Raw genomic sequence first — 22,462 nt, 5'->3', positions numbered from 1 at the left:
GAGGCGCCCTTTCCCGGCATCGGCAAACGTGGTGTACCCGGCGGCAACGTAACACAGGTCAATTGCCCGTTCTCGTAGACCACCGGATAAGTCGACGCGTGACCGCTTTGTCATAACAGTTTCCATGGGTCAGATGATGCTCTTATCGGTTGTTTCATGACTTTGTCGATCCATTCTTTCAATGCTTGTATTTTTTCATCGTGAGTCTTTGCTCCTGAGGCTTTTACTGCGTCTTGGAACAAACTTGAGTTGAAAACAGGATACTGATATCTGTTAAGATATTCGTAGTCCCTCTGTGCTTTAGTGTGATAAAGATTTTCATGTAAGACCAGACAAAAAATTGTGTCTGATTTCAAAAATTCAACTTTTATACTTTTTGAAATAGAGTCCACTTCTTTATCTGTAAGTGAATTAGGTTTACGTCTTATTCTTACCAGTTCTAAATCATTATCCGGCTTCAAATTTGATATAAACACCAATCTTTCATTAGTGTCATCAAGTAGTGTAAATAACAAATCGTGGTATTCAGTCTTTAATAGAGCTAAGGCTAAATAGGCACTTTCTATGTCAAGATATGCGTGGTCATTAGTAGTGTAGACACGAGTTTTACCATAGACATTTATGATAAAAACGAAGCTTGTCAATAAAATAATTATTTTTTTCATTTCCGTAACAGATATTTTAATGTATTTGGGACTTTATTTACAGGAATATTATAATTAGGTATGTGTTTATACGAATTGGCAAATTTGTTACCATATAGTTTGTATTTCGATTCGAAAGACATAGAAGACGCATCAGGCCTATTCAGAATCACCCGCTTGACCGCCCCGTTTGTGAAGCAGTCGGGTATTGGCATATCCATTATCGTGGCTTGATCGGTATATAGTGGCATTGTCATAAACATTTCCGCGGATCTGTAGACATAAGTCTTAATGACTTCATTGTTTCATCTATCCATTCCTTTAGCACTTGTATTTTCTCATCGTTAGTTTTAGCCCCTGATTTTTGGATCGCTTTTTGAAAAGAGTAAGAGCCGAAAGGTACGGTATGAACGCAGTCAAGAAAGTCAAAGTCTTCTTTCGGAATAAGACCGTAACCATCATAGAGCGCAAAGCAAACAATAGTGTCTGATTTAAAAAACTCTTCTTTTACTCTTGAGCAAATATAGTCAGAATCTTCTGCAGAAAATGAAATAGGTTTTTTGGACACTTTTATCTTTTCTAAGTTATCGTCTGGCTTTAGCAGTGATAGTATTACAAACCTCTCATTGGGGTCATTAAGTAGAGTAAGCAGCAAATCGTGATTTTCTGCGTTTAATAGGGCTAATGCCAAATAGGCGCTATATATTTCCATGAGAATATGGTCATTAGCGGTATAGACCCTGGTTTTACCACTTATGCCAACCATGAAAATAAGACTTGCCACGAGAATTACAATTCTTTTCATTTAATGGAATCATTTTTGACAGTTGTTTTCTCAGCCGTTTTTGGTACTATATCATATATAAAAAACACGTCTAAGATTTTGGCAAATGCAAGTCCGTTAAAGATACATGGTTCCTTGTCCTTGATCAGTTTGGTGATGTCAACCATGTCTATCCATTCTGATACTCTATTTAGTTCGCGTTTATAGATGGATTCATAGCCGTTATATTTGTCGACGGTGTACAAGGAGATTATAATATTGTTGCCTTTTTTCGGAAAAACAATTATTTTTATTACAGTCCCTGAGAATTTATTCTTGTCTAAATAGTAGCTCCTACTTCCGATTACTCTGTACAGGCTATCGCAGGGATTCAGCGAGTCATGTAAGATAACCTGTTCACCTTTTATTAATTTGGATAATATACTATCATTATTGAGACGGGAAATAGGCTCATTTGAATAGCCTGACAGGCTAAATGTCAATAAAGTAAATAATATTAATATTTTCTTCATGGTGAATATTTATAATCCGCAAAACGAAATGTTCCTGCTCCTGAAAACGAGGTGTTCAGTTCTGAAAAACGAAACGTATCCCAAATCACCATCTTTCTAAAAAGTCTGCTTCGTTGGATTGAGTTTGTCTTTGCTTGGATCAGTTAATGGCCTCCGAATATCATCCGAAGGCCATTCTATTTTTCAATTAGAGCTATGACTACTCACCGATTACATCCTTGATAAGCATCATAGTCCCGCATGCAGTCATGGCGACTGCGAAAATGTTGTTTGTTTCTGTCATTTTTCCATTGCTTTAAAGTTGTTCCCCGGCTATTCGCAGCCGCCGGGGATTAGGCTACTGAGTGAATGTCGACACAGGGCGCACTCTACCCTTGCTGCTGGCCTTAGTATACATGCCGTCGAGGCCGCCGTCGTAGAGGTACAGACCCCATGCGCGAGCCGCGCTGTGCTCTGTACTTGTCCAGTACCAGTTTTGAATCAACTGGGTTGCCCCGGCGATAAGACTAAGACAGTAGTTTATCTTAGTCATGTTGGCGTAAATCATCATCATTTCGCCTATCGACGGAAGCCACCATTTACCGGCGGTCAGTCCTTTGCCGTTGGCGTTGGCTCGGCTGTAGAGGTTACAAAAACCGGGGGCGCATGCGCTGGTATTTGTGACAGCCGACGACGTGCTTTTTGAAATGATAGACGCGGTGTTTGCCGGACCGTTCCAGTCGTTCATCGCCGTTACGCGGTCGGTCGTTGTGGTCGCGCCACCGCTGACCGCCGCGCTACTCCACGTTATACCTGCGCTGTCGGCTTCGGTGGGTGCCACTACCAGCACTTTGCCGCCCTCGACGACTACCACACCGTCGGCGATTTCTCCAGCGTTCTGTATCGCCGTCCACTTGTGGGGTTTCACCATGAGCGGAGTATCGTCGCTTTTGCGGTGGTACATGATGAACACCCCGTCGAGCATCAGCTCAGCCGACATCTTTCCGAGTGAGCCGTCACTGCCGTTGGTAATGATAGTCCTGCCTGTCATGTCGTTCACTGTAGGCAATTCCTTTATCTTTTCGCTAAGTTTCCTTGTTTTTCCCATTGTCGTGTCAATTAAGTTCATAATGTTTGATCTCTCGTGCGCCATGCCTCAAATGACTCGGCAATGGGATTTTCAATACGTTGGAAGTCAGTCGCTTACCCCCCCTAAAATGGCAGAGGAAGCGGGCAAGGTGATGCAAGCAATAGTGAGATTACCACTGTAATTTCCGAAGAATAAGGTGCCCCATTTGCTATAATAAACTGGGAAACCTTCCCCGGCTATGGTAATCATGGTAATGTTGCCGTCAGTATTCGCGTTTCTGTTGATGAACAGACCGACCCAATATTTAGTCGATGAAGCGTCAGTATCCCATATCGCAACGAGATGAACACCAGTTTTTTGAATCACATAATCGCCGCTCTGCGTAACTGTGACATCCATTCCCGTAAGCGCCTCTTTGGAAATCTTTCCGAGGTCACCCGAGGTGGCGGCTGCAAGCACCATGTTAGAGCCTATTCCCGACAGCTCCGGCAAGGCTTTTACCATGTCAGTGAGCAATTTTACCGTACTCATGCAGCAACCACCTCCTTTCCGAGGGTCAGCTTGTAGTCACTCTTTTCCAGCCGTCCCATCTGTCCCATAGAACGCGGAAATAGAGTCTGCCTGTGTTCGTTAAGAACAACTGAGCGCATATATTCTCCAATACTTTCGCGTGTATCAGAACACCCCAGAGGTCTTTCTCCGGACCGTTCTCCGCCTGATAACATGAATAAACTCCGGATGCCATACTTGCGTTGAAATCTGTTGCCCTGCCTCTGGATATAACAGCATTGTCCATGATGCCTGCCAGCAGCGCCTTGGTAAGCGGTTTTGTTTTTGTGGTGCTCATGCCGCCCTCCTTTCTGCGCTACGCTGTAACGCGCTGATAGGGAGTATTTTACCCCCCCCACGCTGTTTGGGTCAGGTCAAACTCTTTCGTGCTGTAACCGTCGGGCACCTCCGCGTTGACCACGGGGGTCATCAAGGTGACATTCAGCGAGTTTATAAGGTCGATAATAATGGTGTCAGCCGAAGTCATGTTACAATAAATGTCGATATAGCCGACCTTATTGAAACTAGCAACAACCCTTGCTTTTGTGATGTTCATAGGCGTAGCGATGGCGTTCCCCGATGACAAAACCGACATGTGACAGTAACTACATTGATTTGAGTGCAGAAGCGAGTCCGCAAGAATCCGATGCACCGGTTTTGAATACCAATTAGAAGTGATAGCCAACAGACAGCCTGCTGAATCAAAAAACTTCGCGACCCTCACCCAACACCCCGCGCCGGTGCCGTTAAACCGCACTCTGTCCGCGAGCAGATTCGCCTTTGAGATTCTGTGCGCCTTGCCCGCAGAATCCGTAACGAGTACCTGGTCAGTGGCGGCGAGTGCCGTCACCTCCGGAGTCTCCTTTAATGTTTTTGTCTTATTCATAAAAAACAGTATTAAATGATTGATTTATATTTCTATATGTCGATTCCCGACAGCCATCCGAGACCGCCGTCAAGCGTCCGCTCTATACCCCTGCCGGTTATCCTTATCCCGAAATTACCCACAAGCATCGTGACAGCCTTGGGGTATGTGTGACCGTCATGGCTCTCCTCGGTGTGCTGCACATGGAAAAGCATCTCGTCATCATCGGTGGTCACAAACCCGTTTGTGCCTACTATTGTGCGCGGGTCACGGTCTTCGGGCGCGGGTTTCGGGAAAAACCTCATGTAGCCGGTCATACCGGCGCCGCCTATGCGCGCCTCGACATTGTAGACCGACAGCTGAGACACCGAGCCTGATGTCGAGCCGGCATAACGGAGCCAGTAGCTGTATGTGACCTCGATTCTGTAGCTCGTCACGCCTGGTGCCACCGTGAAGCTGAAGCCGCTGCCGTCATCGGTCACCGCGATACCGTTGACCTTTGCCGTGACCGACATGATGTTTACCGTGTGCCGCGAAGCCGAGCCGGAGGTGTTGACAAGCGACGTGCCGAAGTAGCAGCGTCCATAACCCCTGCCTGAAATGGAGACGGTCTTTGTCACGGTGACAGTCCTCGGGCTTGACGCCGACCCGACATCGCTGCTGCCGCTGCCGCTCGCCCCGGTCTGTGCCGTGACTTCCGTGGCTATGTCCTTCGGTATGCCGTATATCTCCCCGATGGTGGGGACGTGGCTGTCAATCAGCGAAAGGTTTTTCAGGGTCACCTGCTCGGTGCTGAGGAAGTCGACAAGCGCGTATCTTGTGACAAGAAACGGAATCTCCGACGCGGCCTCCCAATAGGTGTCCCAGTTTGCCGACACCCCCGGCTCACGTGCGGCGGCCTTTGTGTGGCTGTGCCTGCATGTGTAGAATTTCTTCTGCCCGGATATTATGTTATACACCGTGTCAAAATATGTCTCGCCCGATGCGCCGCTCTCAAACGGGAACTCCCCGGGGTAGTCCTTCCAGTACACCGGCCCACGCGGCACAGGCCCGCGCTCCCCGTCGGGGACAGTGACAACCTCGATGGTGCCCGGCAGTCTCATGCCGTCCCACAGTACCGTGAACGGCACGGTCGCGTTAACGACAACACCGGGCGACTTTGACAACACATAATAGAACCGCCCCTCGTCAGTCGTCCCGTAGCGCCAGAACAGCCCTCCGATGCGCTCCCCGTCGGCACCGAGCACGATGCTGCTACTCGGACCGAGAACCGAGCATTGCATGTCGCCCCTGTCCGCGTCCTGATAGGGTATCCTGTCGCCGCCCGAATACAGGTCGACATATACCTCCACGGTGCGCACTGCGCCGCCCTGACTGAACACTACATTCTGCGGTGACACGTTCACCGACACCCCGTCCCGCCCCTTACGGGCGATTCTTACCGTTGTGGTCGCACTCGCCTTCATCAGTCACACGCATATATGGTCACGGTTATGTCACCCTCCGACGCCGCCTGCTGCGCCATCGCGTGGGTCACCTCAAAAGTCGTCACCGCCGTCGCGGAGCCTATCCTGACCCCTGCCGCCGACATCGCCACGAAGTCAAACTTCTGTCCGGCTATTGCCGTGTTGCTGCCACGCTTGAACAGCCGTGGGGAATAGCTCACCTTGCCCGCGGGGTCGTCATCGTCGATCACCTCGTCGATGGGCGTCGGGTTTGGCTCAAGCACATAAGGGTCGGAGACATCCATGACACCCTGCACGTCGGTGTATGTGTCCGAGCCGACGGTCGCCTTCAGGCGGAACTCCCCATAGGTGTCCACGTCAGCCTCGTTGACTGTCAGCGTCGCCGCGGTCTTTCCGGTGCAGTCCACCCATCCCGACTGCGACATCCTCTGCCACTGCCATGTGATGCCGGATGTCACGACCGAGCCGTCGGTGCCGTAGACCTCGCCCCTGAGCACACACGAGCCGCCTTTCTCGCGGATGGTGAACATGTTGGAGTCACCGGCGACTATCGACAGCCTGTAGCCCGTGCCCGTCCTCTTGGAGATGGCGACCTGATACGACGCCTGTATCTCGTCGAGGTTCCCGTCGGCATCGGAGACACTGCCCGTGAGCGTGATGTTGACAGGCTGACCGCCGGCAAGCTCCACGATGTCTTTCATTATCCTTACCCTCCAGTAGGGGCTGTCGTTGTCGGGCGGCAGGAGCCTGAACGTGCCGGCGGCCGAGGAGTCGACCCCCGACACCGTCTGAAGCCCCAGGGAGCTGCCGGAGGTGTCAAACACCACCTGCCGCGTGCCGAACGTCACCCTGAGCGACGCCACCTGTGCCAGCCCCTCGGTGACGCGCGACGATGTACACACAAACGCCAGCTCGGGCTGTGTCCGGGAGAAGTCGGGCGACACCCCGGTAGCCTTGCCGCCGGTGTAGTCGGTGTACTCCTGATAGACGTTCCCTTTCGGGTCCATCACCACCGCCGAGAACGTGCCTGTCTTGCGGCGGTACTTCACGGTGCATGACGCGCTTCCCTTGCTCATCGCCCGCCTCCTTCCTCCGCTGTGATGTCGGCGTCACCGTCATCATCCGTGGTGCTTTCATCATCCGCGGTCTCGTCAGACCCGGGGTCGACGTCAGCGGGCTCTTCATCCATGATAAAGCGCGGGTCGGTCGCCACGGGAAGCGTGGTCGTGATGATGCCGCGCTGCTCCTGTGCCGCCTGTGCCGGGGTGAGTGCCACCGCGCCTATCGAGGCACATGTCTCCATGAGCCTGTAGACGGGTCCGAAGGCAAGCATGTCGGCTTGCCATAGCAGGAAATTGCCGTCCGGCAGCTGCGTCGGGCGGTTCGGGAGTGACAGGAAGTCACGTACCTTCTTGTTTACTTTGATGTAGTATGACATGATTATATGGTGTTAATATGGTTTTCTGTTATTCACGCAAGCAGTATGGCACCGTCATCATCGGTGAGCACCGCCCCGTCGGAGTCGGCGAGCGCACACAGCGGGCCGCGGTCTTCAAGGGTAAGGTCGATGATGGCGCCGCTGCTCATGTCAGCCACAGCCGACAGCGGGACGGCTATGCCCGAGCCCCTGCCCACGGTCACATAGGAGATGGTGGGCTGCGCGGCACCCGACGCTTCAGGACGGCGGTTCTTGCCTATGCGCCACACTGCGTCAAAGACCGACTCCCATCCGGTGACCACACCGCAGTTGTCGGTCACCACCGCCTCCGGATATACGGCGGTCAGCCCGGGAGTCACGTTCATCGGCACTCCCGCGATATCACAGTGCATCTCCGGTATGTACCTGTTCAGGGTCACTACCGAGTGCGGGCTGTCGTCGGCCGGCGCAAGCGTGGTCGGGTCGGTCCCCGGCTCATAAAGGGCGATGACCCGCAGGCAGAGACGCTGACCCATCAGGTCGCGGCGCACTGTCGCAGAGGCGGTGTCGGCGCTGACCTCCACGTCGTAGTCAAGCACGTCGGTGCCGGTCAGCCCCCATGTGCCGTCATCACGCAGCCGCTGCCACACAAACCTCACATCAGGCGGTGTCACCTCCGTGCCGCCGTACATCAGGCGGGCGTTGACCGTCATCTGCGCCGGCATGCGGAGCGGGTTATAAGGCACCTGCGGGGCGCAGTCAAGCTCTATGCGGGACTCGCAAGTGTCGGCATAGGCGACTACCGGAAACGACATCTCCACGTGATGCACCTGGGAGGTCGCCGTGTCTGGCAGGTCGGCGGAGAACACCAGCGTCAGCGGGCGTCCCGGGTCGGCGTTGACACCCACCTCAAGACAGCCTGCGTTAGCAGAGCCCTCCGCGCCAAGCAGCACATAGCCCGACGGCTTGGTGAAGTCGATGAGCGACTTGACGCCGTCGCGCACGACATGCCACCTTATGTTTGCGAGCCGCTGGTTGCCGTCACCCGAGGGGGTGATGCCGTTGGGGTCGCGCACCGTGACATGGGGGAACAGCGTCAGCGGTGTCAGGGTGTAGTCGGGCGAGTGACCGCCGTCGGCGGGGTTGACCTTCTGGCGCGCCGGCACGGAGCCGAGCACCTCCATCGAGCGGGACACCCGCAGCGGCTTGAAATTAAATCCGAAAAATTTTGTAGCCATGATTGTTATAGTTTTATAGGTAAGCGAAGTCGGCTGTGGACGTGTGCCCGTCACGAAACCTGACCGTGGCGCGGAACACCATCGTCTTCGGCAGTCCGGTGCCGTTCAGGTCAAGGTCGGCAGGTGTCAGCGTCAGCCCCTTTCCTGCGGCGGCATGCGCGATTGCCCATGCGTTGTCAGAGGCGGTGCGCGGGTTGCCCTCCGCATCCTCCGAGTATCGCGACCACTCCACGTCGGTGTCAGCCACGTCGGCTGTCACGTCACGGTTATACAGCTCGGCGATGATGTCAAGCGGCAGCCTGAAGTCGTCGGGGTCTATGACGACATGATCACCTGCGTCAAAGCGCACCGTGAAATAGGGGTTGCCCTCAAGGAACGCCCATGCCGTCGACTTATAGGTCGGCTCGTCTGTCGTGCCGTCTAACATGCACTTCCACCGGCATCCGTAGTGCCACACGGTCGAGGTCTCCAGGATGTCGGTGTCGGGGTTGACGGTCTCGAAGCGATATTTCCCGCCCTGCTGCCACGGTCCACAGTCGACGAGAGTCGCCACAGGCCTGCCCGTGCGGTCGACATGTATTATCTGGTTGGTGATTATGCCCTGGGCAAAGAGATAGTCGCGCCCGGGTATGATATTCGGGTCGTCGACAAGCCCGTCGGGAATCTCACCGAGCACGAGCCCGTAATTGCTCTTGTCGATGATGGGCCTGGTGACGGCGGTGAGTCTCACTATGCGCCCCTCGGTCGACGACAGGTATATGCACGACTGACGGCGCGGGTCGGTCTGGTGTCCCCACCGCGCCACGTTCATCATCTCGCACGGAGGGAAGTTCCTGCCGCCCGGCACCTCGCTGTCGGGGTACATCGAGACCTCAATATAGTTAAGCGCGGTGTTGACGCTGTTGACCCTCGACCATGCCGTGTAGTATGTGCCGCTTCCCTGCGCCAGGGTGTTGATGATGCCTTTAAGCACCGAGCCCTCCGAGATGGCGGTGAAATAACCCTCCCATTTCGGGCGGAGATACAGCCCGTAGACATCCCCCTCTATATGCACCACGCGCTCTATGGTGTCAGCCTCGGTAAGCAGCTCGTCGCCCTCGATGGCCGACAGCCTATTAACGATATACTCCATAGCCTCGAAGAATGAGCGCACCCTGAGGCTCTGCACCTCCATGTTGCCGTCACGGTCGACACCCGCGCCGGTGCCTGCGTACAGCCCCGCCACGAAGTCGCCGAAGTGCGCCCCGTCACGAAGTCGCGCATGCCCCAGGTCTGCATCCCCGTGGTCATCGATGAATCCACCGGCAAGACCTCTCACATACCGCCCCGCCTCGAAGCCCGCGTCACTCGCTATCTTCCCCGCGCTCCGGTCATCCTTGAGCTTGGAAAGAAATTCTTTTTGCGAGCGCCGTGCTGAAAAGAGGTTGTTATCTGTAGGGAAAGTCCTGTCCCCTGTGCGTATTATATCAGGCAATGAGATGGAGGCCTCTATCGACCGAGCATAACTGCGGACATCGGCAATAGAGTCGGACATTTTCTCTTGAGATGTCCGGCTCAGTGCATCACTGATTTCAATATCCATCGAGGATGGAAGATTGACTTTCCGGGTTATCTTTGTGATTCGGCTGTCCCGGAATCCGATGCCGGGGAAGTATTCCTCGCTCTCAAGGCGCACACGGCGACCAATTGTCAGCTCGACATTATTGTCTTCAATCCACACATGGTCGGTCGGTGCCTTATAGACCGATATGTCAAGATTGTGGTCGGCATTGTATTTGTTGACCGCTGTCAGAAATTCCTCCTCGGCAAGCGCATAATACTCATCCGGCATACGGAGATTCCACAGGATATATTTATCTCCAGCTTTAGGAATTAGCTTGTCGCCGGGGAGCTGCATATCATTGTCATACGGCCATATCGTGATAATATCAAACTCGCGTGTCGAGCTGTTGAAATTCACCTCAAAAAAGTATGTGCCGTCCTCCTCATCGCCAAGTCCGGCAAGCTCGCTGCCCTCTTGGAATGACACACGGATGACAAGACCGCTAATCTTGTAATCGTTGGGGTCGAACGGTAGACTGTTGTCAGTGAAATAGTAGATGGTGAACGGGTTCCCATCCTCGCCTGTCTTGACCTCGCTGCGCACACTGCTCACTGAGCCGATGCGTCTTGGATATATATCCTCGAAGGCGGACTGCTCAAAGTGGTCAACACGGCCATACTTGTCAGCATTGATCTCGACATATTTCTGTCCACCGGGCAACTGAAGCCGGGAGTATCCGTATTTTTCCCGATCTATGTTCCGGCTGCTACCGACAGGATAAAGCCGGGTGTAGAACTTGACATTGTCTGCAGTACCGGGATCGATCGACAGGAGTCCTTTATCGTAGCCCATCGGGATTGGCTCCCCATGCTCACACTTGCAGATATTGACGGTCTGACCTTCCACCCACCACTCAGCACCGACCTTTTCGGCAATCTCCTTGAGAGCCTCGTCGCAATATTTGCCGAAATAGTCGATGACAATATTCTCCGTGCCGTTCACCTGTCCGACTTTCCAATCGGTGATGTTGCCCATGCCGTCGTTCATGCATTTGACAATCATTGCGACATGGTCTCGCGGCGGCGCGGTCAGTGTGAACACGGGGTCATCCTCGTTATCGACGGTCTTAATGACAAGCAGACGCTTTATCATACTTTCGACTCCGTAGAGTTTGATGTCATACACCCACTCCATTTTGGAGTTCTGACGCGGCCTGTACTTTTCGGTCAGCCAAAAACGCTCACCAAGGAAATCGGCATAGTCATCGACATCGAGTTCTATATGCTCATTGTGGGTAAAGGACAGTGTAAGGACGCTGTCGCCCTGCACCTCCTTGACCTGTATTGAGCTGTCATTCGGCGAAAGGTCAACCTTGTGGTTACCGACCGAGTCGTATATCGTTATAAGCATATTTGAACAGCGTTATAATTTCGTTAAAACGAGGGTACAGGCTCACGGAATTTCACCTTGAAACGACTTGCCTGTACTCCCTCTTTCCATAGGTATGTGAGCGGTTTATAGGCCGGACTTTCGACAAAGAACATCCGCATGGTGAGGTTCAATTCAGTAAAGCGCACATTGAGCCAGCCATTATCCCCGGTTTTGAGGAATGTGATAAAATCCATGTAACGGCGCAGCCATTCGCTCTTGGTCTCGGCGAACAGGGCGAAATGCAGGGTGACATCACGCTCCTCGTTCTTGACATCGAGATGCTTGGAATACTTGGAACCGTTCTGTTCCCGGATATTGACTGCCACATGAGCTTTAACCTTGGAGGCCGTCATGATTGCGGTGAGGTTCTCCCGGCCACCCTTCTTCTCCTCGGTCAGAAAGGCTCCGAACTCAGTCCATATATCAGTGCCGTTGATTACGACAAGATTTTTCAATGCTTCGGTATCCATGTTATTTTGTCTTTATTCCGTCACGAATTATCTTCTTGATGTCATCGGCCACGGCATCGAGCCTGTCTGCCGTCCGGCCTGTATTCTCCTCGATCTTGCGGAGGCGTTCAACCGCTTGCCCCATCTTGTCGGATACATCTTCCATCTGCTCATCAATTGATGCGGTATGCATCTGAACACTGACAAACAGCCCTTCGAGTTTTGTACCTTGGTCTTGGCTCATGGCTGTGAACCCTCCGGCTTTCCCCGATTGGGAAGTGCCGGAACCTCCGTTAAGGTCAACTCCGGCGGCATCGGCTATCTCATCGAGACGGTTTCCGGCTGCGGTCATAACCTCCTCGAATCTCCTACGCCATTCCTCAATGTAGGCGGCATCAGCAGTTCCATCGATGAAGGCATCTGACAATTCGTTATAGAGAGGTTCAAGCACGTTGGCAAGGTCGCGGTACATAAAGCCATTGAGTATGGCGTTGGCAAGAGTATCCTCGGTAAACTCGCCAAGTTTGGAGATATCTCCTCGCATTTCTCTTAATGCGTCTTTGGCATTGGACAGGAAACTGTCAAAGGAAACTCCCATGACCATTTCGCGCATGGATTCCTTGCACTCGTTGATTTTCTCTATAAGCTCCTCGATGGTCTTGCCGCTTTCCACCCATGCCTCATAATAAGCCTTTGCAGCATCACTGAGTTTATTTTGGTTGTACCACAACTCAATCATATCGGCGTTTGCTCCACGAAGGCTCCATGTAGCGGAGCCGCCATTGAGGGAGTTGCCCCACTCATAGTGACCCTCGCTGCCCTGCAATTTCTCCCACAATTCATCATACACGGCACTTTCCTTTCGGAGATTGTTGGTATATTCTGATAGAGCCGATGATTGCGCCTCCCAAACGCTGACACTTGACGGCTTGGCATAGCCTTTTTCTATGAGCCAATTCAGCAGCTCGACATCTTTGATGATGTCAGAGATCTGACTGCGGTTGGCGGCGTACTCGGCAGAACGCTCCCGGAGCGCACGGTTGGTTTCTATCTCGGCGATATACCACTCTCGTTTCATTTCCTCCATTTTCTCTTTCCACGAGGTAAAGAGAGAAATGATAGATGACAGACCGCTGAGTGTGCTTGTGATGCCTCCGACAATATCACCCGCCCATATCTGAGCGATGCCGGTTCCCATATCCATAGCACCATCGCAGAATGTCAGAATCTCGTTCATAGAGTTCTTGAAGTTGTCACCGAAGACCGAACCGAGCGGCTCTCCCCACCCTCTGATGGTATTGGTCACCTCCTTTCCTTTGGAGTTAAGGTCTTTCAACGCTCCGGACACATCGCCACCTTCCTTTATCGCCTTGTTGAGATCAGACCAAGACGTTCGGAAAGCGGCAAAGGGATTATCCTTTTCAAGCTGCTTCCTGATATCCTGTACCTGCTTCAGCATTCGCCGGTATTCATCGACAGTGATCTTTACAGCCTTTTTTACAAACTTTCCGTCTGCATCCTTTACCGGAATGGATATCTCGACACCGTCACCGTCGATCTTGGCATTCTCAAGAGTCTCTTTGGCCTGTGCGTAGAAATCCTTGAGAACCTTGTAGCCTCGGTCAGACACAGTGCCGAATAATTTGTCATAGAAATCACTCGCTTGCAGAATCTCTCCCTCAAGGGATACTATCGATGATCGGTAGGCTTCCTCCCTTGCAGAAATGGCAGACTTTACTGCTGTAGTGTCAAGACCCTCCGCCTCAAGCCGGGCAAGCTCGGCATTGAGAACTTCCATATCTGCCTTGTGGGAAATCTCGATGTCCCGGCGGCGTTGATCGAAGTCCTTGTATTGCTCAAGTAGCTCATTGAGCTTTTCCCGGCTCTTTGCGACTTCGTCCTTCTCGACTTCCTGGATAGCGTTCTGCATACCTTGGTTGGCAAGTCGCCGGGATTCTGCAAGGGCATCGGTCTGATCCGGTGTGAGTGCGCCATTCTGCAACTCTCTCCATTTATCCTCTTGAGCCTGTATTTCGGCCATCTGCTTCTCGTAGTCGAGAGCAATTTGACGACGACGTTTTTCTGCGCCATCCTCAAGTTGATCTATCTCCTCCTGTTGGTTCTGCCAACGCAGTTTGCGCAATTCCTCGGCAACACGACGCTCCTGCTCGACACGATCATCCTTATCGGGTTTGTCGGGTTTATCCGGTTTGTCCGGCTTCCCTGATTTTCCGTCCGGATCAACATCCTTGCCGGGCATATTTGACATAGTGGTCTCAAGCTGACCGGAAAGACGATTTATTTCATCGACATATCCGCTGATAGTACGCTCGGCATTGGTTCGGGCATTGTTCTGTGCGGCCAATGCAGCCGAATTCCCTGCAGCCTTGCGCATATTGGTTACAATCCTTGCACCCTCTTCTGAGAGTGCCCAATATGAGGACGCTCCATTGACGGAGCGAAGATTTCTTCTGCTTCGGTCTCCTATAATGAAATTCCCGGCACTATCCCGGTCAGAGAGTGCAGCCTTCTCCTCTTCAGTCAGATCATTGAATTTAGTCTCAGTGGTGGCTGATTTATATTTATAGGTCTTGTTACGCTCAACATCCTCCACCATCTGATCGGCAACGTTCTGAATCCGGGTTTCGTAGGCTTTAAGTTCTGCTCGGAGTATTATGGCTGTCAACATGTCCTTGGTGTGCTGACGGAAGATCTTCTCCATGTCATTGACATTATCGATCTCCTTGCCGAGCTTGCGCCATTCCTCTTTAGTGTCAGTAATGAACTTCTTCTTTTTGTCGAAACTGTCACCAAGGTTCTCCCATGACTTTTTGAGTTTGAGGAACGAGGCTATCTGCTCTCCGGCAGAAGTGGCGACAGCCTTGGCGAATTCCTCCTGTTCCTCACGAGCCTTCTCCATCTGCTTCTGACGTTCCTCCTCTACCTTTTTAGCCTCCTTGCTTCCCTTGGCAAAGGCATATAAAGCCCCGACAACCGTCACACAGGCAATAGCGAGTAAAACGTATGGGTTCGCCTTGGCAACGGCGTTAAACGCCGCCTGTGCGACCGTAGCGGCCTTTGTTACGATAACTCCTCGACCCTGCGCTGCGGTCTTTATATTTTCGGCAGCTGTAGCAGTCTTGGTCTGAATAATGCCTATACCCTGCATGAGGGCAGACTGCTTCTGCAGATTGTTCTGCATGGAGCTTAACGCATTGCTCGCTACAAGGGCAGCTTGCAATTTCGTCTGAGCCTCCACCAAATCCTCTTGGCTGACTCCGAACATCTCGGCTCCGGCGGTGGCCAGACCGAAACTGTCGATGGCAAGTTGCAAGGCACCTGCGAGCTGATCGAAACCTCGCGTGTCAGAGGCAGCATTGTTAATGGCCGCAGTGGTGTCGCCCATAGCATCCCTAAGTACACCTGCCTGTTCGGTCAGTTCCTCGATATGCCGCTGTAGAGCTTTGCCTTCAGCGGTGGCTCGTTCCTCATCACTGAGTTGCGCGTATGCCACCATGAGTGTAGCTATCTCTTGGGTAAGATTGCGGAGCTGCTGACGGAGGGAGACATCTGCCCCCTCCGACGCAGCCTTGAGTTGATTTTCCATATCGACAAGTTCGGCAAGTCCGGCTTTCTCCTCTTCAAGCTCTTTCTTGACTTCTTCGATTCGAGCCTTGGCCTTGCTCCACTCCGCGCCGGGCGCAGCACTCTTGGATGCTTTCTCCAACTCCTTGAGAGTCTTTTCAAGGCGCGACACGTGCTGCCTCTGCAATTTGAGAGACTCTGACACTTCCTTTAGCTCGGCAGCTGCGTCATCGGAGAACTGACGGACTATCCTTCCGGCGTTTTTCAATCCGGGAGTCAGTCCGTCTTTCATCAAGAATTCTATTTCGACCGGTTTCATTGTGAGAGGTTGCTTCTGAAAAATCCTGCTATTTCGTTGGCTTCATCCTCTGCCGAAGTTCCGGCATCCGGCTTTGAGTTTCGTTTCTCAATGTACCGGGGTGCATCGCTCAGCATCATGATTAGTGTTTGATAATTGACCTTGTGGAGTATATAGTCAATAGTCCACCCTGTAGCGGTAGCCACTTGCCACAGGAATCCGAAGGGGCTATGGGAATTCTCGTAGTGAGTCGTTAACTCCCCTTCTTTTTTTGGCTCAGTCTCAGCCGCATCGGATTTGTCTTCTCGGCTGATTTGATAATAGGAATAAAAGGGTCGGTTCCCATGAGGCTGACAAACTTCCTCACAGCCGCCATCTGATACTCGTAGCGTACAAAGTGCCGCACGAACCATGTAAGAGGTCTTGCAAATACTGTTCTGCCAAGAGTAAGGGCAATCATCCGGCAGACCTTATTTCCATGTTTGGCGAGGAACTGCATCTGCTCCTCCTTGGAGAATTTCTCCATCTCAGAGCTTTTGACTCCCATTGACAAATATGTCCGAGCAATTTCGATTTGGCCGGACATACAGGGGCGGCGCATCGTCACCCGCAAGACTATCGGTCGCTTTCGGAACGGTAGCCGGAACTCCTTCAGGGGGAGGGAGACGCCCACATTTAAGAGTGCCTCCGCTGCCTCCTGTTGGATTAGTCTGATTGTCTTATCATCCATACGTTACGAACCGGCGGGTGTAGTCGATGGCGCATCGTTGATAGTGTAAGGTGAGGAACCGTCAGCAGGCTTGTTGACCTTGAGCTGACATTCGATTTTGGCCACCTCGGTAAGCGTGAGCTTTCCAGCGAGGCTTGCGAGAATGGTGCCGTTTGGGATGGTGATTATTTGGCCGGACACGAGATTGATTGTCCATCTGCCGGACTTCTGAACGAGGTCGGAAGGAGCCTCCCAGCCGGTATAGTTGGGTTTGGTCCCGACAAGTTTGCCACCGAGGACTGCGGCGATATTCTCGTAGTTGAGCTGAATGAGGTTGAAGGTCGGCGCAATCTGACCATTCTTCTGAAGGAGGGTCAGAACCGGTGCATCGGGAACCTGTTCGGCATCGATATCGACAGACTCCGGCTTGGTGCCTCCGAAATCGAATGATCCTTTTTCAATGTAGCCCATCGTAAAGTCCTCGAAAGCAAGAGAGCCGATGCCATACAGGAAGTTTTTATTTTTTTCCATGTTGAATCTTTGTTAGAATGATTATTGTTGAAATTACGCCGACAAATAGCCCGGTTATTAATGCCGCCAATGCGATTTTAATTGGATTTAAACGATGTTCGCGCTCCGCTTCAACTCTCTCCTTGAGCCTATCGAGAGCTTCGAGGGTGGCATGGTATTGCTCCTCGTAGTATTCGACTTCGCGCTGAAGGCTGTCGCAGGTAGCCGTGACGAATATAGTGTCGCCCCTTAAGGAAACCTCGGCTCCGGCTTGACCGCTCCGCTTGTGATACGATGCTCCAGCCGGAAGTTTAAGGAGGCTGTCCACGGATATTGCTATCTGAGCCTGACTCATCGGCACTGTCTCCTTGAGGGTCTGCCTTATTACGGTGACGGTATCGTGCTTCTCTACCGTCACCACAGTCTGAATCTGCTCCGTCTGAGCCTTTTTGGTTGTCGCGCAGCTTGTAAAGCACAGGACAGCCATTAGAATTAGTAGAATAAGGGCAGGCGGAGGCAGCCTCGACAGCTTTGCGGAGACGTGCCATCTCTCTCTTGGTAGAGGCCATTTCCTTTTTCGTTGCCTGTAGGTCTTCTCTGGTTGCATTGAGTTCCTCTTTTAAGGGTTTTACAATATTCTCGACAAGAATCCGAGTGGCATTCTCAGTGTTGGTGATGCGCACACTTTCGGCATCGGCCTTTGCTCTCTCGGCATCGGCATTAGCCTTTCGGACTGTTGCCTTGAGCGTGATGACACCCACCACAAGGGCAAGGAGGCCACCGCCAAGAAGTATGTTGAGGATTTCACTGAATGTCATTGCCACTCGGATTTAGTTAGTGAGATTTAGGCTGCTTGGTTGATGCCAATGGACTTGAGCCATTTTTGAACATCGAAGCTCGGACAGGCTTTAGCTGCGACCTCGTTGTGGCCTATGATACGCACATCAGGGAAGCGGCGGTGAAAGTCTTTCACATACGCCTCCATAGCCTTGCACTGTGCCGGCGTCCGAGTGTCTTTGGGATTCATCGACCTGTCACAGCCGCCGGCATAGACGACATGACGGCTGACGGAGTTGTAGCCTTTGGCCCCATTGGTAATTTCCCACGGATCGACATTGGCGTCCTCGTTGTTATCGATAAGCCGCTCGACGGTGCCGTCAAGGTGGATGATGTCGGTATAGCCGACCTGCTTCCACCCCCTGCCGCCAGCCGACACCGGGCTAAGGTGCATCCGCCTGATGTCGGCGGCTGTCACCTCACGCCCCTCGGGTGTCGCTGTGCAGTGCAGTACGAGATACTTAAGCCGGGCCATCGCTTATTCAGTGGCTGCCGCCTTTTTGGTGAACTTGGGAGTGGCGCGGGTGTCCATCACGATGAATTCCTCGCCGAAGGCGATGTTGGTATCGGCCATCATGAGCAGCTTGAAGAATACAGCTCAGAGGCGTTGCTCACCTTGTCGATCTGTATCACCGACTCGTCGTTCTGCAGATTGACCGCGGCGAAGAAGTTGCCGTCGGCATCCGGTGAGCAGAGGGTGGCCACTATCACGCCGTCGGGCCATGCGGCCACTGTCTCGATGGTGATGCCATTGTAGCGTTTGCGGTTGACCTCGGTCTCGTCGGCATTCTTGGCCTCACGAGCCTTAAGTTCGTCATCATAGGTGTCAAAGTCATCGACACCCATGATGATGCGGAGGTTCGGATTCGGACGCATCGCCTTGGGGATGGCGCGGCGGATCTTCTTGAGCTTGCCGAGCATGGTGGTCTCTCCGGCTCCGTCGACGATGACGCAGTCCTTGTCCTTGGCGGCCTGGGTGAGGATGCCGTTCATGAGCTTGGTGTCGTCGGTGCCGTCGGCATATTCTCCGTTGACATAGTGGTCGCCGAGTTCAAACTGCACCTGCTTGGAGAGCGCGTCGAGCAGCGCGTTCTGACCTACGGGGGGCAGGTTGCGGAACACGAGGTTGCCGGTGGACTGCCACTTGCGCCAGATATGCTCGAAAGAGCGGGGGTTGAACACTGTGAAGGCCATGAAGTCGTGGGGCTCGAGCACCTGCTCCGACCAGTTGAAGTCGCCCTTGCTGTCCTCGACAATAGGATTCTCCTTGCGCTTCTGGAGCATCTTGCCCACTTTCAGGCGCGGGATGCTGATTTTCTTGGTGACGCCGGGGATGACCATTATCAGACCCTTCTCCACGAGTTCGTTGCCCGTGGCGGCCACGGTGAGGATGCGCTCGAGTACCTCGCCGTTGTAGTTGGTGTTGTCTACTTTGATTGCCATTGGTGTATGGTGTTAGCGGTTATTGTTTCTTGAGGTTTTCGCGGATCTCGGCCATGCGCAGTTCCCACGGGCCGGCCTTAGGGGCGTCGTCGGAAGTCGGTTCGGTCTGGAGTGTGGCGCTGAGTTTCTGCGCCGGAGCGATGGAGTCGAGGGTGGCGTTAAGGGTTTCGATACCGACCTTCTTGCCGAGGTCGAGGAAGTGCTGCTTCTTCTCCGCCGGGATCTTTTTGGCGGCGATGGCCGCGTCTACGGCGGCTGTGACCTGTGATAGTTTGAGCTGCTCGTTTTCCCTGCGGATGTTCTCCACATCGTCGTTGGCGGTTTTGAGTTCCGCGAGTTTCGCGTTGACGGCCGCCTCGTCTGCCGTTTCCGGCAAGCCCAGTGTCAGGGCGAGTGTCTTGATGTCCATTTGCGGTTGGTTGTTGGTTGGTTTATGATTCAGCCTTGGAAGGGGGCAGTCACCACCCTCGCTCAGCGTTATTAACTGTCCGTCCTTGTGGAGCCGGATGGCATCGTTGTTGGCTCCGATGTCGACAAGCGACACTTCGATAAGGCGCGCCTTTGTCACTGTCGCATAGCGCTGCCCCGGCACGATAAGCTCCGCGGCTTCGCTTGTCTCGATCACCTCGAAGCCGATGCTCACCATGCGTAGCGAGCCGAAGTCCCACTGCTTCTTGCACTGGGTGGAAAGTTCGGTGGCCTCGTCAAATGCGAGCTCGCCGGTGATCTCGCCATTCTCTTTCTTTATGTCCTTTATAAGTCCGATAGCCTTGCCGCGGTTGTGCATATAAAGGAGTATGGGGTTGCGCTCATACTGGGTGATGTCCACACCATCGGTCAGGACGCGGTACCCGTAGCTGTTGAGCGTGTCGTTTGTCAGTCTTACTCTGTTGCCCATGTCTGTGCGATAATGATTTTTTCGGTGCAAAAGTGAGAGATAAACCGCTTGTTTCCAAAAAAGTGTGCAATGGTTGCACACTTGTATGCAATGGTTGCACACTTTTTTTGAAGGCACACCTCATATTCGCACTTTTGCAGTGCAAAAGCGCCAAAATCATTATCGACATGACAAAAGCTGAACTTGAAAATAAAAGAAACCTGGCACGCACCCTGTATCTTTCAGGGAAGGAGCAGACCGAAATCGCCGAGATGATAGGCGTGTCACGAGTCACTATATCCAAATGGTGTACCGCTGACGGGTGGAAGGCCACCCGCGCTGCCAAGACCATCACTCGCCCGGAACTCATAAAGAAATTACTCCTGGCGACAAACACATTGCTCGATAAAGTCAACGAATCCGGCGACCTCGCCCTTATAGACAGCCTCGGCGACAAGCTCTCGAAGCTGACCGCCGCCATCGACAAGCTCGACAAGTCACAGGCCAATGTCGTGGCCGCCATAGAGGTGTTCACTGCTTTCTCCAAATATCTTGAATTCCGCGCTAAGACAGACCCGGAGGTAACTATCGAGTTCATCAAGAAGGTCAACAAGCTGCAGGACGGATTCCTCATCGAATCATTCAACAAGGGAGCACTCGTTTACCATGGCGACTAAACTTACAAAGGAACAGAAGGAGGCATTCGCGCAGTGGAAGGAACACTGCCGCGAAGTCCAGGCCATGACGGCGGCGTCCCTGTCTATCGTAAAGGAGTCGCCTGTAGAGAAGGAGCGTCGCATCAAACGGCTGCTCTCCAATTATGACGAATTCTGCGAGTATTATTTCGCACACTACCTCACCCTGAGCGACAAGACCACTGGGGAGGTTATCCGAGTGATACACAATGCGCCGTTCCACACCAAAGCGGCGCTCACGATAAAGAACACGCCGAATCTGAAGGCGGTGTTCAAATGGCCGCGCAGCCACGCCAAATCCACCCACATCGGAGTGTTCATTCCCCTTTGGCTGATTTTCCAGCCGAAGAGGCTTATCAATTTTATGGTCACTGTCGGCAAGTCTGAGGATAGCGCCAACCGTCTGCTTGGTGACCTTCAGGCGGAACTGGAATACAACCAGAAGTTCATCGCTGATTTTGGTGAACAGAAAAACCTTGGCTTATGGCTGCAGGGTGAGTTCAAAACCAAAGGCGGGGCAAAATTCCTCGCCGTGGGCCGCGGACAGTCGCCGCGCGGCCTCCGCGACCGTGAGGCCCGTCCAGACTATATTGTGATCGATGACCTTGACGATGACGAGCTCTGCCGCAATGAAAAGCGCGTCAAGGAGCTCACAGACTGGGTCAAGGAGGCTCTGTTCGGTGCGCTCGATGTTGGCCGTGGCCGCTTTATCATGGTAGGCAACCTTATTTCTAAAAAATCGGTGCTTGCCAATATCGCCGCTTCAAAGGGTGTGCATGTGTCCGAGATAAAGGCTGTCGACCGTGACGGCAACCCGGTGTGGGCTGAGAAGTGGACTAAAGAAGAGGCGCAGGCTGTCAAGGATTTCATGGGATACCGTGCCTGGGAAAAGGAGATGATGCACAACCCCATCAATGACGGCTCCATATTCCGGCATGAGTGGATACGCTTCAAGCGTATGCCGAAACTCGAAAAGTACGAGATGCTCGTGTGCTATACTGACCCGTCATTCAAATCGACAACGGCAAACGACTACAAGGCATGCCGCCTGTGGGGCAAGATCGGAACAGAGCTGCACCTCATTGCCTGCTATGTCCGCCAGGACACAGTGTCCGGAATGGTGCGCTGGCTCTATGACCTCTATGAGCGCACACGTGACCGTGTGGCAATATCCTTCTTCATGGAGGCCAATTTCATGCAGGACATCATCCTCGACGAGTTCGCCGCCGAGGGAAATATCCGTGGGTACCAGTTGCCCATACTGCCGGACACCAGGATGAAGCCGGAAAAGGTGCAGCGCATCGAAGCGGTGTCGCCGCTGTGGGAGCGTGGCTTCGTATTTTACAACGAGGCTCTGAAGGAGTCCCCTGACATGGAGGTCGGCATCGAGCAGACCCTGGCTATCGAGCGGGGCTCCCGCGTGCATGATGACGCGCCGGATGCCGACGAGGGTGCTATCTGGTATCTGCAGCGCAGCACTCGTCAGGAAGTTTTCAAACCGGTGGCGATTCCCCGTCGCTCGCCTAAAAATATGTGGTAAT

The 22,462-nt window shown here is 52.9% G+C and carries 23 protein-coding genes and 1 pseudogene; 3 read left to right on the top strand and 21 right to left on the bottom strand.

Going from position 1 to position 22,462, the window contains the following annotated elements:
• Positions 1-110: 110 nt before the first annotated feature.
• The 17 genes from E4T81_RS06400 to E4T81_RS06320 all read right to left on the bottom strand — a co-directional run bounded on the left by E4T81_RS06400 (position 111) and on the right by E4T81_RS06320 (position 17,090).
• Positions 111-665 carry a hypothetical protein gene (locus E4T81_RS06400; protein ID WP_135042549.1) on the bottom strand — a complete coding sequence of 185 codons (555 nt, stop codon included), beginning with the start codon at positions 663-665 and terminating at the stop codon, positions 111-113.
• Between the two features lie 232 nt (positions 666-897).
• The gene (locus tag E4T81_RS06395) at positions 898-1,449 is read right to left on the bottom strand and encodes a hypothetical protein (protein WP_135042547.1); all 552 of its coding nucleotides are present in this window, start codon (positions 1,447-1,449) and stop codon (positions 898-900) included.
• On the bottom strand, positions 1,446-1,940 hold the full coding sequence (locus tag E4T81_RS06390) for a hypothetical protein (RefSeq protein ID WP_135042545.1): 495 nt from the start codon (positions 1,938-1,940) through the stop codon (positions 1,446-1,448). The genes E4T81_RS06395 and E4T81_RS06390 overlap by 4 nt, the downstream gene beginning before the upstream one ends.
• Positions 1,941-2,277: 337 nt before the next feature.
• The gene (locus E4T81_RS06385) at positions 2,278-3,048 is read right to left on the bottom strand and encodes a hypothetical protein (RefSeq protein WP_135042543.1); all 771 of its coding nucleotides are present in this window, start codon (positions 3,046-3,048) and stop codon (positions 2,278-2,280) included.
• A 66-nt stretch (positions 3,049-3,114) separates the two neighbouring features.
• A complete protein-coding gene (locus tag E4T81_RS06380) occupies positions 3,115-3,540 on the bottom strand; it encodes a hypothetical protein (protein ID WP_135042541.1) in 426 nt (141 codons plus the stop codon).
• A 25-nt stretch (positions 3,541-3,565) separates the two neighbouring features.
• Positions 3,566-3,856: a pyocin knob domain-containing protein gene (locus E4T81_RS06375; protein WP_135042538.1), complete on the bottom strand. Its 291-nt coding sequence runs from the start codon at positions 3,854-3,856 to the stop codon at positions 3,566-3,568.
• 48 nt (positions 3,857-3,904) lie between these two features.
• Positions 3,905-4,444, bottom strand: a complete 540-nt coding sequence (locus E4T81_RS06370; protein WP_135042536.1) for a hypothetical protein — start codon at positions 4,442-4,444, stop codon at positions 3,905-3,907.
• A 32-nt stretch (positions 4,445-4,476) separates the two neighbouring features.
• Positions 4,477-5,889, bottom strand: a complete 1,413-nt coding sequence (locus E4T81_RS06365; RefSeq protein WP_135042534.1) for a hypothetical protein — start codon at positions 5,887-5,889, stop codon at positions 4,477-4,479.
• Entirely contained in the window at positions 5,889-6,965 is a 1,077-nt protein-coding gene (locus E4T81_RS06360; RefSeq protein ID WP_135042532.1) for a hypothetical protein, read from the bottom strand. The genes E4T81_RS06365 and E4T81_RS06360 overlap by 1 nt, the downstream gene beginning before the upstream one ends.
• On the bottom strand, positions 6,962-7,327 hold the full coding sequence (locus E4T81_RS06355) for a hypothetical protein (RefSeq protein WP_135042530.1): 366 nt from the start codon (positions 7,325-7,327) through the stop codon (positions 6,962-6,964). Before E4T81_RS06355 ends, E4T81_RS06360 begins: the two co-directional genes overlap by 4 nt.
• Positions 7,328-7,359: 32 nt before the next feature.
• On the bottom strand, positions 7,360-8,544 hold the full coding sequence (locus tag E4T81_RS06350) for a hypothetical protein (RefSeq protein ID WP_135042528.1): 1,185 nt from the start codon (positions 8,542-8,544) through the stop codon (positions 7,360-7,362).
• 13 nt (positions 8,545-8,557) lie between these two features.
• Positions 8,558-11,497, bottom strand: coding sequence for a hypothetical protein (locus tag E4T81_RS06345; RefSeq protein WP_135042526.1), 2,940 nt, complete (start codon positions 11,495-11,497; stop codon positions 8,558-8,560).
• 23 nt (positions 11,498-11,520) lie between these two features.
• Positions 11,521-11,988: a hypothetical protein gene (locus E4T81_RS06340; protein WP_135042524.1), complete on the bottom strand. Its 468-nt coding sequence runs from the start codon at positions 11,986-11,988 to the stop codon at positions 11,521-11,523.
• A gap of 1 nt (position 11,989) precedes the next feature.
• Positions 11,990-15,871, bottom strand: a complete 3,882-nt coding sequence (locus E4T81_RS06335) for a hypothetical protein (protein ID WP_135042521.1) — start codon at positions 15,869-15,871, stop codon at positions 11,990-11,992.
• The gene (locus E4T81_RS06330; protein WP_135042962.1) at positions 15,868-16,065 is read right to left on the bottom strand and encodes a hypothetical protein; all 198 of its coding nucleotides are present in this window, start codon (positions 16,063-16,065) and stop codon (positions 15,868-15,870) included. Before E4T81_RS06330 ends, E4T81_RS06335 begins: the two co-directional genes overlap by 4 nt.
• Positions 16,066-16,103: 38 nt before the next feature.
• Complete coding sequence (locus E4T81_RS06325; RefSeq protein WP_135042519.1) at positions 16,104-16,580, bottom strand: hypothetical protein; 477 nt, start codon at positions 16,578-16,580, stop codon at positions 16,104-16,106.
• A 3-nt stretch (positions 16,581-16,583) separates the two neighbouring features.
• Positions 16,584-17,090: a hypothetical protein gene (locus tag E4T81_RS06320; RefSeq protein ID WP_135042517.1), complete on the bottom strand. Its 507-nt coding sequence runs from the start codon at positions 17,088-17,090 to the stop codon at positions 16,584-16,586.
• A 94-nt stretch (positions 17,091-17,184) separates the two neighbouring features.
• On the opposite strand from E4T81_RS06320, the gene E4T81_RS15605 reads away from it, so the two are divergent.
• Positions 17,185-17,322 (top strand): hypothetical protein, encoded by a 138-nt coding sequence (locus E4T81_RS15605; protein WP_167761748.1) that lies wholly within the window; start codon positions 17,185-17,187, stop codon positions 17,320-17,322.
• Between the two features lie 58 nt (positions 17,323-17,380).
• Here E4T81_RS15605 and E4T81_RS06315 read toward each other — a convergent pair whose 3' ends face one another.
• The 4 genes and pseudogenes from E4T81_RS06315 to E4T81_RS06300 form a co-directional block, all read right to left on the bottom strand.
• A complete protein-coding gene (locus E4T81_RS06315; protein WP_135042516.1) occupies positions 17,381-17,887 on the bottom strand; it encodes a hypothetical protein in 507 nt (168 codons plus the stop codon).
• 26 nt (positions 17,888-17,913) lie between these two features.
• Positions 17,914-18,381 carry an N-acetylmuramoyl-L-alanine amidase gene (locus E4T81_RS06310; protein WP_135042513.1) on the bottom strand — a complete coding sequence of 156 codons (468 nt, stop codon included), beginning with the start codon at positions 18,379-18,381 and terminating at the stop codon, positions 17,914-17,916.
• A 30-nt stretch (positions 18,382-18,411) separates the two neighbouring features.
• Positions 18,412-19,349 (bottom strand): annotated as a pseudogene (locus tag E4T81_RS06305) (hypothetical protein); the annotation flags it as partial.
• A 19-nt stretch (positions 19,350-19,368) separates the two neighbouring features.
• Positions 19,369-20,247 (bottom strand): HK97 family phage prohead protease, encoded by an 879-nt coding sequence (locus E4T81_RS06300; protein WP_135042511.1) that lies wholly within the window; start codon positions 20,245-20,247, stop codon positions 19,369-19,371.
• A 167-nt stretch (positions 20,248-20,414) separates the two neighbouring features.
• On the opposite strand from E4T81_RS06300, the gene E4T81_RS06295 reads away from it, so the two are divergent.
• On the top strand, positions 20,415-20,903 hold the full coding sequence (locus E4T81_RS06295) for a DUF1804 family protein (RefSeq protein WP_135042509.1): 489 nt from the start codon (positions 20,415-20,417) through the stop codon (positions 20,901-20,903).
• Entirely contained in the window at positions 20,893-22,461 is a 1,569-nt protein-coding gene (locus E4T81_RS06290) for a hypothetical protein (RefSeq protein ID WP_135042507.1), read from the top strand. Before E4T81_RS06295 ends, E4T81_RS06290 begins: the two co-directional genes overlap by 11 nt.
• Position 22,462 lies beyond the last annotated feature (1 nt).

Source organism: Barnesiella sp. WM24 (genome assembly GCF_004570975.1).
In the GTDB taxonomy this organism is placed as follows: domain Bacteria; phylum Bacteroidota; class Bacteroidia; order Bacteroidales; family Muribaculaceae; genus Muribaculum.
The sequence above is the reverse complement of the archived record's forward strand: the minus strand, read 5'-3'. Positions and strand labels throughout refer to the sequence as shown.